Here is an 11,882-nt window from a genome sequence, read left to right on the forward strand (position 1 = left end):
ATATGGAGGATTTACCCGCAAGCCACCCGTTATACGGGAGTGAACAAAGTAAATCCGGTTTTGGTATCTGCTATCAATTTGCTATCAAATGCCCCGTTTCCGCTTTAAGACCCCAGTGTTTTCAAGGCTTTGCGGGTTTTGTCAGTTATTCCCACTCGATTGTTGCGGGGGGTTTGCTGGTAATGTCGTACGCTACGCGATTAACGCCTGGAACCTCAGCCACGATACGGCTAGAAATCCGACCCAGCACCTCATAGGGCAACTTTGCCCAATCCGCCGTCATCGCGTCGCTAGACTCTACTGCACGCAAAATAATCGGCCGTGCATAGGTGCGCTCATCGCCCATAACGCCCACGCTCTTAATATCAGGCAAAACGGCAAAGTACTGCCACACACTACCTGCACCGCTTCGCTCACCGGTCTGGCGGAACACGCGCTTGTTATGCGCATCAAGCTCCTCGCGCACAATCGCATCTGCCTCACGCAGAATCTCGAGCTTTTCTGGGCTCACCGCTCCAATAATCCGAATGGCAAGGCCAGGCCCTGGGAACGGCTGGCGATACACAATGTGCTCAGGCAACCCCAGCTCACGGCCGAGCGCTCGCACCTCATCCTTAAAGAAATGATCAAGCGGCTCAATCAGATCAAAATGCACGCCCTCGGGGAAGGGAATCAGATTGTGATGGCTCTTAATGGTAGAAGCCTTGCCGCCGGTCTTTCGCGCTCCGCTCTCAATAATGTCGGGGTAAATCGTGCCTTGCGCCAAAAACCGCACCGGCCGCCCGTCGTGCTCAAGCTCGGTGGCAACAGCAAAGAATTCCTTCCAGAACTGCGTACCAATGATCCGACGCTTTTCCTCTGGATCCACAACTCCATCAAGCAGAGCAGCATAGCGATCCTCGGCGTGCACATGAATGAAGTCCACATCAAACTGAGTGGTGAAGACCTCCTCCACCTGCTCAGGCTCACCCTTGCGCAACAAACCATGGTTGATGAACACGCAGGTCATCTGCCTGCCAATTGCGCGCGCACCAAGAGCAGCAACCACCGAACTATCCACGCCACCGGAAAGCGCTAAGATCACGCGATCCTCGCCCACCTGCTTGCGGATGTCTGCTACCTTGCGCTCAGCCACATCGTCCATGGACCAGTTTTTTTCCAGTCCACAGATCTCAAAAAGAAAGTTCTCCAGCATCTGCCCGCCATGCTCGGTATGAGCAACCTCTGGATGAAACTGCGTAGAGAAGAACCGACGAGTTGGGTCTTCCATAGAAGCGATTGGACAAACCGAGGTAGACGAGGTAACCATGAAGCCCTCAGGTGCCTGAGATACCGCATCGCGGTGGCTCATCCAAACCGTTTGCTCCAGCGGCGTTGCATTCATAAGCGCAGAATCGCGCTCACGCGTAAGCGTTGCCGGGCCGTACTCACCCACATCTGAATGAGAAACCTCGCCGCCTAAAGTAGCCGCCATAATCTGATGACCGTAGCAAAAACCGAGTACAGGCAGGCCAAGTTCAAAAATACCGGCATCAATTGAGGGAGCATCCTCGGCATATACGCTTGCTGGACCTCCAGACAAAATGATAGCTGCGGGGTTCAGCTCACGAACTTCATCGGCTGAAATATCGCACGGAACGAGTTCTGAATATACCTGCAGGTCGCGCACGCGACGAGCTATGAGTTGACCGTACTGAGCGCCAAAATCAAGTACGAGAACTGGCGCAGCTGAGCGATCCGACGTGTGTTGCGTCATGTAATTCCTTCCTCTGCTTACAAACGGTGTGCTTGCAAAGTAGACCCCATCATACCGTGTACCGCGCGCGCCGAGCCCTGCCAGTGCCCATGCCTACCAGAGTTTCAGAGATTGGGTTGAAACGAATTGCTCTAAGAGAGGACATCGTGAGTACCGTCGCAAGCATTAAGCTGAAACGACTTGCTCTAAGAAAGGACATCGCGAGCGCCGTCGCAAGCATTAAGCTGAAACGAATTACTGAACGAAAGAGCGTCACGAGCTGCTACGCTTGTTTGGGTGCTCAAATGTGGCAGCGCCTGGCAATGTGTTGCTTCCTTGTGCTGTCAAGGAGCACCGAGCCTGGAACTCCAAGCACCAGCAGCGCATCCTCAGCCGCTGCTGCCCAGCACCGGGGGTACATCCTCAACCGTTACTGCCCGGCACCGGCCAAGACACCCAGCTGCTCCACCCTGTACGCGCTCTCTAAGGAGGCTTGCATGAAGAAAATCCTGCTCATCGCAACTGGAGGCACCATTGCCTCGCGCGAAGATGGCTACGGACTTTCTCCAACCCTAACCGGTGAAGAGCTGGCTCAAAGTGTGCCCGAGATTGCCGGCCTCTGCGAAATTGACGTCGTACAACCCATGAATATCGATAGCACCAATATGTCTCCTCAAGACTGGATGTGTATTCGCGATGTCATTGCTCACAACTATCCGAGCTATCATGGTTTTGTGATTTTGCACGGTACCGACACCATGGCGTATACGGCCGCTGCCCTCTCCTACCTGGTGCAAAACAGCCCCAAACCCATTGTGCTCACCGGCTCCCAACAACCCATGGGGCATCCCTTTACCGATGCCAAGCTCAACTTGTATCAGAGTCTGCTCTGGGCGCTTGACGATGCAGCTCGCGATGTCTCGATTGTCTTTGGAGGGCTCGTCATTGCAGGTACGCGTGCACGCAAGCAGCGCACCATGAGCTTCAATGCCTTTACCAGTGTGAATTTTCCACCCTTAGCCGTTATTCGCACCGATCGCATAATTTATGGAGCACCTCAGCACGCCTGCTCGCGCACGCAGCCGAGCATACAAAAAGGCGTGCAAACAAACGCTGCTTTGATGGATGCAGAGCCTCGGTTTCACGATGTGCTTGATGGCGGCGTGTGCACACTCCGCCTCACTCCAGGCTTAACGCCTGCCATTTTTGATCTGCTGAGACCCAATCTATCGGCAATCATTCTGGAGACCTTCGGTATTGGCGGCGTGCCCGATGCTCAGAGCTCCTCACCATCGTTTGAAAGCGCCATCTTTGACTGGGTGGATTCTGGCCGCACCCTCGTTATGACCACGCAGGTACCCGAGGAAGGTATGGATCTTGGTGTGTACCGTGTTGGACGCACCTATGCTGAGCACCCCGGCATTTTAAAAGGTGGAGACATGACCACCGAGGCGCTGGTTGCAAAGACTCTCTGGGTGCTCGCACAAACAAAGGATCCTAAGCAGATCCGTGAGCTCTTCTACACGCCTATCAATTTCGATCGCCTGGACTAGGAGGGTCGGACGCGCGAGGCAAACGTTCGCCATGCAGCGCTGTCGGTTTCGCCGCAGCATGCAAGTACAACACACGCAGCCGGGCGCAGAGGCAAGTGCAGTACGGTCAATCTCGCTGCAGCAGGCAAGTGCAAAGCAGGCGACCGCGCAATGCTGTCGGTCTAGGCAAGGTGCACAAACACAACGCGGCTGGTCTGCATACAGCACGCCATCAAAACTGGGGAGCAAAGCACGCCAGACGTTCAAGTGCTTGGACAAGGCCGCCAGAAGCGCGAGGCTCCATAACAGCATCTGCCATATAGCAGGCATCGCCGCCCGCCTCAGGCAATGCCAGCGATAGTCCAGCCTCTGCGAGGTAGGCTCCATCTGCTGGGTGCGTAGCAATTGCTGCAAGACTGCCCACGTTCATGCCCCACTCACTACATTGAGCTGCCACTCGCTCTGCACGCCGGGCAGCCGTTGTACGCCAGAGAGCTGCACTACCAATCGGGCTCCTCGTAGTTGGCATTACAGGCCAAGGCTCTGCCGTATCATCCTGATCACTCAGTATCTGCAAGCTGAGACCTATCTCAGCAGAAAAACGCTCAGCAACTTTTCTATCAGCAGATGTAACGAGGATGAGCTTCACGTCACGTGCTTCCAACGTCGCAATAAGCTCAATTTCGCGAGGAGTCAGCGAGAGCAGATTCGAGTGAGCGAGCGATGCCTTATCGGCACGCAAGCGGTCAGTCATAGATGAACGGTCAGCAGTACCTGAGCGGTCAACAATACCTGAGCGGTCAACAATACCTGAATGCTCAGCGATACTTGAACCGTCAGCAGCGCCTGAACGGTCAGCGGCACCTGAACCGTCAGCAATACCTGAAACAGCTCGTAGCTCAGCGGATAATTGGTGCTGAGAAAGCTCGCGCTCAGCATCCGATGCGGCAGATAGCGCCGTATCCTCGCTCACTTGGAAGGCTTCCCTCGAGCAAAGCTCAAGGTCTGGCACAGCAGAGTGCGCGGTATCACACACTCTCATGCACAGCGCCCCATCCTCATCTGTTACCACGCTCGCGTCCACATCCATGACGACCGCCGAGAGCCGAAAACGCCCAACGGATTCAAAAAGCCCACTTCTTTTCCCTCCCGTAAATGTACGGATATTCATGGTCAGTCCCTCACCTGCTGAAATCTCTATGCAGAAGTTCAATCTGTAATGTTTGCTTTACATCATAGCGGGACTGCGCCCACACACTCTTCCCATGAGAAATCAGCTGCGACAGAAACTTGGTGAGAATATCCGTGCCCGCCGTCTGGACGCGCGGCTCACGAAGGTTGATTTTTGTCTGATGGCAGGCATTAGTCGGCCGCTGCTGGATCTCATCGAGGCCGGAGAGGCAAATGTCACCCTCGATACCCTTGAGCGGTTAGCCTCGGCATTTGATACGGATGGTGCAGACCTCCTGCAGTAACTCGCTCAGCACGACGCGCGCTTTGCAGCACCCTCAGCGCACTACCCACTTCGCAACACTCTCAGCAAAATGCCCACTACAGAGCACTGCCCGCAACGCCAGGATCATCAGCTCACAGCAAATCGCCGCCTGCTGCCATATGCCAGCTCATCCGTCCATGCCCAAAAACGGCATGCCCAAGGCAGAGAACAGCCCGAGCAACAAAAGTAAGCAGCACCTAATCGGCAAGGCGCTCCACAAAATCGAGGGCTGAGGAGATCTTCCCCCGCACCTCTTCCTTTATGCGCTGAGCATCCTGGTGGGCACGAGCTACAGCAGCCTCGCGCGCCTCGGCCTCAGGATCGGGTACCACCAAATCTGCCCCATCAAAGTCATGAAGACTGAGCGCCTGGGTCGGACAAACCTCAGTACAGAGTCCGCAGCCTACGCAATATGTTGGCTCCACACTAAACCGGCCAGCCGCAACTAAATCACAGGCATGAACCGGACAGGCGCTCACGCACTCTCCGCACATGGTGCAGCGAGCAAAATCACAAACCGGGCGCTTCACCTGAACCGACTCTGCACGCTCAGGCACCAGCTGTAAGGCACTTAACAGGAGCTGACGGCGCTGAAGCAGAATCCGCCTCCGCTTCTCGGTAGTAACACCACAGGCATTGCTGAGCGTTCGCTCCAAATCAGAAATACGATTAGCGTGCGCTTGCAGGCGCTGAGACACACTTGCCACTGCAGCAGCAGCCGGATTCAAACGAGAGACCGCTAAGCCCGTTGTGCGCACAATATCATCCATAAACTCTTTGCGCTCAAACTCGCGGCGCTTTTTGCATGTCAAACGCGCCGGATCAACCTCAAGCCCCAGTCCAGTTCCTGCCCACTCCTCAGCCGTTGCAATATAGTCTGCCAGCTGATTCTCACCAGTTACAGTCTTGCACGCATTGCAAATATCTAAGGGAAGGTAGACGCTCACATTAGAAAACTCAGTGAGCACAGAAAACCATACCTCAACAGGAACAGCGCCCACGCAAGCAATCACAACCTCGTTTTCTCGAGGTATGCGACGAAGCGCACGTGTGCAGGTAATATAGGCCGTCTCGTGAGCAAGCGCTGCGCGCGAGATCTCCTCATACAGCTTTTTAGGCTGAAGCTTTGGCGATACGAAAGCCTCCGTTGGGCACGCCGCAACGCAAAGACCGCACTTCCGGCACGCATTGCCTATCTCAATGGATCCGTCTTCAATATCAATGGCATCCACCGGGCACACGTCCATGCAGGCAGTACATGCGCTCGTTTCATGACGGCACACGAGACAGGGAATCGTGTTTGCCCGTGGCCTCTCCTTATAATCAGCCGGATTCCACGTTGGAGCCTCAGGAGCCTCACCCAATAGCGTGTCAGTCAAACCGCTTATGGGATCTCGCAAAGAGCCAAGACCCTTACTAATATCAATCAGATCATCAATAAGATCGTGCTGCGCCATCAGGCCTCCCTCCCAGGCTTGAACGACGACTATCTAGTGTAGCGCCTTAGTCGGCAACGAGTGGTGAGAGCGCGCCTACCGCCAAGAGCGTAACCTGGTGCATGGCGCGCGAAACGCCGGTATAAAGGCGTCTGCGCGCGAGCGGAGTATCGGGATACGAGATACCGTCCGCATCAGGAATAACCACGTGGTCGAACTCCAGACCCTTTGCCATCACCAAAGGAACAATCACAATTCCCGAAGCCGGTAGCGCCTCATTGCGCTTTAAGGCGCTCACCATCCCTTTAAGCTGCCGCGCAAGCTGATGGGCGTGCTTAGAGTCCCTTGCCACAATAGCAGTTAACCCCTCGGTGCCTGCTTCCTCATGCGCAATATCCGCCAGCACCTGCACGAGCGCCTCTTCGGTTGGCAATACCTCTCGCCGAGGTTCAGTTCCTGCGCGGCGCACACTGGCGAGCTTAATATCCTCACCCATCACCACTAAATGGCTAAAGAGCGCCGTCACTTCAGGAGAAGAACGATAGCTTGTGAGCAGGCGACACTCATCAACCTGACCATGGCTTGTGGTAAAGATTGAACGCACCTCGTCAAAGGTGGCCGTATGTTCACGAATTGCCTGGTTTGGATCACCTAATAGCAAAAAGTGGGCTGCTGCATAATACGATGCCAGCACCTTGAGCTGAGCCGGGGAATAATCCTGCACCTCATCAATCATCACATAGCGCACATCCGAGCGAGAGCGACCCTGAATAAGCAGGCGCAAATAGAGCAGTTCAGGAGCAGAGAGGTGCGGGCTATCCAGCAGGCGCATACCAACCCGATCAAGCCGCAGCCAAGCGAGGCGGTCAATCGCATCCTCAGCCGCGCGTTGGAAGAGCACATCAACATAGGTACGCGTTACGTGGGCAGCTTCCTCCTCGTCAACAGGGTTTGCCACCGACCCAATGAGGCGAATCTGCTCCTCCACATCAAGACCGAGAAGCCGCTCTTGCCAGCTATGCGTACGAGAAAGCGCTGAGAGACGGCGCTCAAGCCGATCATGCAGCTCATCGGTGACAAGTGCCGTAAAGCGCGGCCCCACACCAAAGCGGCGATGCTTGGAGATGACGCTTGCAATCTGTACCGTGGTGAGCAGGGTCTCACCCGCTACGGTGATGGGACGAATATCCCCTTCTTCAATCTTGATCTTCGAGACCAGATTCTCAAGCCGCTCGAGCGCAGCAAGCGGCGTATCCGCCCCATCGTCGCGATCTCCCGCACCCTGGTCTTCCATAAAATCGCGCCAGGTCAAAAGACGTGGATTTGCCTCACCCAGCGATGGCAGCACCCCATCGATATAACGCTCGAATACCTTATTGGGACTAAAAAGACAGACCTGGTCAGCCGTGAGCGACTCATGCTCATGGTAGAGCAGATACGCAATGCGCTGCAGCATCACCGATGTTTTTCCTGAGCCTGCAATGCCCCAAACCAGCATGGCAGGAACATCCTCATGACGAATGACCTGGTTTTGCTCGCGCTGAATCGTTGCCGTAATCGCTTGAAGCTTCTCGGTATGATGTGAGCGAAGCGCATGGAGCAGGAGCGAGTCTTCGATAGCAACCGTCGTATCAAAATAGGCATGCAGATGCTCGCGCTCAATATCAAACTGACGCCTGAGCTCAAGCTCAACCGTACGAACCGCACCATTGACGGTATATGATGTCTTGCCATTTTCTTGATTGTAATAGGTCTCTGCAATGGGATTTCGCCAGTCAACCACGAGCGGGAGATGGTGCTCATCGGTAATGCCAGCAGCTCCAATATACACATCGCGAGCCGGACGATCTGGCCGCATCTTTAAGCGAACCTTAGCAAAATACGGCTGGCGAAGCAGGAGCAAAATCCGACGAAGACGATCCACACTAAAGTCGTGATATTGGTTGTAGGCGTCAATCACCGCGTTTAAGGTCTCGATTGCCGCTAAGGTTTCTAGCGTTTCATCCGCACCACCAAAGTCTGGGCGGATCTCTTCACTCATGGTTACCAGATCTGCTGCAGCCTGCTTATGGTCATGCTCCAGCTGATGCGTTAGCTCATCGCGATAGTGAAGCAAGAGGGAGTAAAGCTCAGAGAGATGCTTTTGCTCTTGCGTGAAAACGGGATCATCATGCTTCATGCCGGACTCTGCGAGCTCTCGGGATGCGTGCTGAGATGTAGCGGCAGCGCGCTCGCTGAAGTCTTGGGATGTGTGCTCAGGCGTAGCGACAGTGGGCTCGCCGAAAGCTTGAGGCATGTGCTCAGGTGTAGCTGTACGTTCGTCCATACTCCTCCTCTAACTGATTTATCAGTGTACCCGAGTAAAGGGATGAAGGTACTCAGCGCACTCCGTGAACGGCGGCAACACAGGGCATGGCAGGCACGTCTGGCCACTCGGACATGTCCTCTGTTGTAGCGGTGCCTTTCGTGATGAGCGTGATGGGCAGCCCAACCGCTCAATCATGCCCACGCAGACGTAGCGCTACCTTCCGTGAGGTGCGATGAGCACACGCTGCCGCCTTGGCCATCCCCTCTGCCCCATAGCGGCTCCTTGCTCAAGGAACACAGCAGGCACGCCGAGCCGCTCAGCCATGCCCTGATACGCCGGCTCGGTCGGAGGCAAGCAAGCAGAGACGAAAACCGACCCCGCAGATGCGAGGTCGGTTATCACACGCAATCAAACGATGAGCTTATGCGCCCACGCCTAAAGCTTCTAGCTCACTACCATGTACCAACCAGCACAAGAACTATCAAGCATCCTGAAGACGCAGGCTTCAGCGAGACAGTGCTCGCCAAACACTACTCAGCCAAAAAGTCGCGCTGAACGCTCGGATCAATCTTTACGCCAGGACCCATGGTGGAAGACATAGAAATGCTCTTCACATACCGACCCTTAGCAGAAGCAGGCTTCACGCGCAGGATCTCGGTATAGAGCGCCGCATAGTTCTCAACGATCTGCTCATCGGAGAACGAAACACGACCCATGGGAACATGGCAGATGCCATAACGGTCTGCACGATACTCAACACGACCAGCCTTGAGCTCGCCAACCATCTTGGCAACATCCATGGTCACCGTACCAAGCTTGGGGTTAGGCATAAGGCCACGAGGGCCCAAGATCTTACCAATGCGGCCAACCTTGGCCATCATGTTCGGGGTAGCAATGGCAGCGTCAAAATTGATATCGCCTGCCTGAATGGCGGCAACCAGCTCGTCTGAACCAATGACGTCTGCACCGGCCTCTTCAGCCTCGCGAGCCTTCTCGCCCTCAGCAAAGACAGCTACGCGAACAGTCTTGCCGGTACCGTGAGGCAGAGAAATGGAGCCACGGATGTTCTGGTCGGCTTTGCGGGTATCAATTCCCAAGCGGAAGTGAACCTCAACCGTCTCATCAAACTTGGCGCGCGCAGCACCCTTCATGAGCTTCACGGCCTCGCGCGGGCTATACACAGCCGTGCGGTCGATCGTCTCTGCAGCTGAACGATAGTTCTTACCACGCTTCTTAGTCATACATACCTCCTGTGGTGCTAACGGGCGAAGCCCTTCCACATCAAGCGCAGCTATCCATGTAAGCCGCGCGGATTACCAACTTGCCTGAGAGTTACTCAGCGAGGGTGACACCCATGGAACGAGCGGTACCGGCCACGATCTTTTTAGCGGCATCGATATCGTTGGCGTTCAGATCGGGCATCTTAATCTCAGCGATCCGGGTCAGCTGCTCATCGGTGAGCTGGCCAACCTTGTCTTTGTTCGGGGTAGAAGAACCGCCCTTGAGCTTAAGCTCCTTCTTAATGAGGTGAGCTGCCGGCGGAGTCTTCGTAATAAAGGTAAAGGAACGATCCTCATACACCGTAATCTCAACGGGGATGACGTCGCCCATCTTGTCCTGCGTAGCAGCATTGAATGCCTGGCAGAACTGCATAATGTTAACCTGGGCAGCACCAAGAGCCGGACCTACGGGAGGAGCCGGGTTAGCCTGGCCAGCCTGAATCTGAAGCTTAATGACGGTGGCGATCTTCTTCTCTGCCATGTCGAACCTTCCTGTGTGAACGCGTACGCGTAAAAGCTTGCTATATCGTTTACGCCCGAACTCTAAGAAGCGCGCCGATTCGGTGAGCAGCCGATGGCGCTAGAGATAAGGCGGTGACGGTCAAATCTAGACGATGACCTCAATCTGCTCAAAGGTGAGCTCAACCGGAGTCTCTCGCCCAAAAATAAGCAGGGAAACCTTAACTTTACCGGCCTCAGCATTGATCTCAGATACCTGACCATCAAAGCCAGCCAAAGGACCTGAGGTAACGCGAACCGATGTGCCAACCTGAACATTAACGGCAGTCCGCTTAGGAGCATCGCCCTTATCGGACTTCCGCATCATCTTGTTATATTCCTCGCGGGAAAGCGGGGAAGGCTTACCGTTTGCACCTAAAAAGCCGGTAACGCCTGGAGTATTGCGAACGCAGGTCCAGGAATCATCATCCATCTCCATGCGCACGAGCACATAGCTTGGGAAGATCTTTGCATCCTTAACCTCGCGCTTGCCGCCTTCTTTAATCTCGGTCACGCGCTCGGTTGGGATCTGGATGTCAAAGATATGATCCTGCATGCCCATGGTCTCGATCCGGTGCTCCAGATCGGCCTTGACCTTATTCTCGTATCCCGAGTAGGTCTGAACGATATACCAACGCTTGGCCATTCCTATCCCCTCAACCCTGAGAACAGCACCAAGCCCTGGGTGATCGCAACATCGAGCAAGGCAATGACGATACCCACCACGATGAGCGAGGCGCACACAGCGACGGAGTAGTTCAGCAATTCTTTTTTAGTTGGCCAAACCACGCGACGCATCTCGGTACGCACATTGGCGAAATACCCCGTCATACGAGAGAGAAAACCGGGCTTACCGGAGCTCTTCTTAGCGCTCTTCTGCGGCTTGGAGCGGCGTGCAGCCGATTGCTTGGGGGCAGCCTTTGCAGCCTTTACAGACGTGGCAGCCCCAGCATTGGCCGTAGCCTCCTTCTGAGCCTTCTTGGTCTTCTTCTTGTTCGCCATCGCACATACCTCCGGCGTTTGACGCCTTTACCTGAGAAACCGTAAGCCTCCGGAGAGGCTTACGGATGAATCGCTGGCACGCCAGGAAGGACTCGAACCCTCAACACTCGGTTTTGGAGACCGATGCTCTACCAATTGAACTACTGGCGTGTGAGTGAAGGGAGATTAGCGCGTCTCCTTGTGAGCCGTATGCTTACGGCACCACGGGCAGTACTTCTTGATCTCCATGCGATCGGGCATGGTGGCCTTGTTTTTGGTCGTCGTATAGTTACGACGCTTGCACTCGGTGCATGCAAGGGTAACCAGAGTACGCATTTAACCTCCTGTGGACAAACTACATGCGCCCTCATTGCTGACAGCGCAGTTGAGAACTTTATCAGGAACTAAAAGGGATTGTCAACGAAAGCGAGCGATGAGCTTCGCATCCGACAAAACAACCACGTCATATGTTTCGAATGAGCGGTGTCTGCGATGGAAAAGTTCGTTTTGCGACGACTTTGAGTGCGGTCGAGCTTCTTGAACAAGCACCTGGGAATGTTTTGGGCTCAATGCCAAAAGCTTGCCCAAGGGCTTGTCCAAAGAACCTGACCCAAAAC

Annotated in this window: 11 protein-coding genes and 1 tRNA gene; 2 read left to right on the top strand and 10 right to left on the bottom strand. The window is 54.8% G+C overall.

Features of this window, described 5'->3' with window-relative positions:
* Positions 1-145 precede the first annotated feature (145 nt).
* Positions 146-1,756, bottom strand: a complete 1,611-nt coding sequence (gene guaA / locus K6V98_RS03330) for a glutamine-hydrolyzing GMP synthase (RefSeq protein ID WP_222199118.1) — start codon at positions 1,754-1,756, stop codon at positions 146-148.
* A gap of 476 nt (positions 1,757-2,232) precedes the next feature.
* Here guaA and K6V98_RS03335 point away from each other — a divergent pair, with 476 nt between their 5' ends.
* Positions 2,233-3,288 carry an asparaginase gene (locus K6V98_RS03335; RefSeq protein WP_222199119.1) on the top strand — a complete coding sequence of 352 codons (1,056 nt, stop codon included), beginning with the start codon at positions 2,233-2,235 and terminating at the stop codon, positions 3,286-3,288.
* A 211-nt stretch (positions 3,289-3,499) separates the two neighbouring features.
* On the opposite strand, the gene K6V98_RS03340 is transcribed toward K6V98_RS03335, so the two are convergent.
* A complete protein-coding gene (locus K6V98_RS03340; protein WP_222199120.1) occupies positions 3,500-4,438 on the bottom strand; it encodes a hypothetical protein in 939 nt (312 codons plus the stop codon).
* A 94-nt stretch (positions 4,439-4,532) separates the two neighbouring features.
* Here K6V98_RS03340 and K6V98_RS03345 point away from each other — a divergent pair, with 94 nt between their 5' ends.
* Complete coding sequence (locus K6V98_RS03345; RefSeq protein ID WP_222199121.1) at positions 4,533-4,742, top strand: helix-turn-helix domain-containing protein; 210 nt, start codon at positions 4,533-4,535, stop codon at positions 4,740-4,742.
* Positions 4,743-4,959: 217 nt separating this feature from the next.
* Here the strand turns inward: K6V98_RS03345 and K6V98_RS03350 are convergent, their stop codons facing one another.
* From K6V98_RS03350 to rpmG, 8 genes are all read right to left on the bottom strand, one after another.
* Positions 4,960-6,219 (bottom strand): 4Fe-4S binding protein, encoded by a 1,260-nt coding sequence (locus K6V98_RS03350; RefSeq protein ID WP_222199122.1) that lies wholly within the window; start codon positions 6,217-6,219, stop codon positions 4,960-4,962.
* Between the two features lie 46 nt (positions 6,220-6,265).
* Positions 6,266-8,524 carry a HelD family protein gene (locus K6V98_RS03355; protein ID WP_306792727.1) on the bottom strand — a complete coding sequence of 753 codons (2,259 nt, stop codon included), beginning with the start codon at positions 8,522-8,524 and terminating at the stop codon, positions 6,266-6,268.
* A 512-nt stretch (positions 8,525-9,036) separates the two neighbouring features.
* Complete coding sequence (gene rplA / locus K6V98_RS03360) at positions 9,037-9,747, bottom strand: 50S ribosomal protein L1 (RefSeq protein WP_222199123.1); 711 nt, start codon at positions 9,745-9,747, stop codon at positions 9,037-9,039.
* Positions 9,748-9,838: 91 nt separating this feature from the next.
* On the bottom strand, positions 9,839-10,267 hold the full coding sequence (rplK, locus tag K6V98_RS03365) for a 50S ribosomal protein L11 (RefSeq protein ID WP_222199124.1): 429 nt from the start codon (positions 10,265-10,267) through the stop codon (positions 9,839-9,841).
* A gap of 126 nt (positions 10,268-10,393) precedes the next feature.
* The gene (nusG, locus tag K6V98_RS03370; protein WP_222199125.1) at positions 10,394-10,930 is read right to left on the bottom strand and encodes a transcription termination/antitermination protein NusG; all 537 of its coding nucleotides are present in this window, start codon (positions 10,928-10,930) and stop codon (positions 10,394-10,396) included.
* A gap of 2 nt (positions 10,931-10,932) precedes the next feature.
* A complete protein-coding gene (secE, locus tag K6V98_RS03375; RefSeq protein WP_222199126.1) occupies positions 10,933-11,286 on the bottom strand; it encodes a preprotein translocase subunit SecE in 354 nt (117 codons plus the stop codon).
* A gap of 74 nt (positions 11,287-11,360) precedes the next feature.
* Positions 11,361-11,436 (bottom strand) — tRNA-Trp (locus tag K6V98_RS03380).
* 15 nt (positions 11,437-11,451) lie between these two features.
* A complete protein-coding gene (gene rpmG / locus K6V98_RS03385; protein WP_222199127.1) occupies positions 11,452-11,601 on the bottom strand; it encodes a 50S ribosomal protein L33 in 150 nt (49 codons plus the stop codon).
* Positions 11,602-11,882 lie beyond the last annotated feature (281 nt).

It is taken from the genome of Collinsella ureilytica, from assembly GCF_019795105.1.
GTDB lineage: Bacteria > Actinomycetota > Coriobacteriia > Coriobacteriales > Coriobacteriaceae > Collinsella > Collinsella ureilytica.

Bases quoted from the DNA above. Each gene is read 5' to 3' on its own strand.
- K6V98_RS03335 (WP_222199119.1), top strand. From the start codon at position 2,233: ATGAAGAAAATCCTGCTCATCGCAACTGGAGGCACCATTGCCTCGCGC.
- rplK (WP_222199124.1), bottom strand. From the start codon at position 10,267: ATGGCAGAGAAGAAGATCGCCACCGTCATTAAGCTTCAGATTCAGGCT.
- K6V98_RS03340 (WP_222199120.1), bottom strand. From the start codon at position 4,438: ATGAATATCCGTACATTTACGGGAGGGAAAAGAAGTGGGCTTTTTGAA.
- secE (WP_222199126.1), bottom strand. From the start codon at position 11,286: ATGGCGAACAAGAAGAAGACCAAGAAGGCTCAGAAGGAGGCTACGGCC.
- K6V98_RS03355 (WP_306792727.1), bottom strand. From the start codon at position 8,524: ATGGACGAACGTACAGCTACACCTGAGCACATGCCTCAAGCTTTCGGC.
- K6V98_RS03345 (WP_222199121.1), top strand. From the start codon at position 4,533: ATGAGAAATCAGCTGCGACAGAAACTTGGTGAGAATATCCGTGCCCGC.
- nusG (WP_222199125.1), bottom strand. From the start codon at position 10,930: ATGGCCAAGCGTTGGTATATCGTTCAGACCTACTCGGGATACGAGAAT.
- rplA (WP_222199123.1), bottom strand. From the start codon at position 9,747: ATGACTAAGAAGCGTGGTAAGAACTATCGTTCAGCTGCAGAGACGATC.
- guaA (WP_222199118.1), bottom strand. From the start codon at position 1,756: ATGACGCAACACACGTCGGATCGCTCAGCTGCGCCAGTTCTCGTACTT.
- K6V98_RS03350 (WP_222199122.1), bottom strand. From the start codon at position 6,219: ATGGCGCAGCACGATCTTATTGATGATCTGATTGATATTAGTAAGGGT.
- rpmG (WP_222199127.1), bottom strand. From the start codon at position 11,601: ATGCGTACTCTGGTTACCCTTGCATGCACCGAGTGCAAGCGTCGTAAC.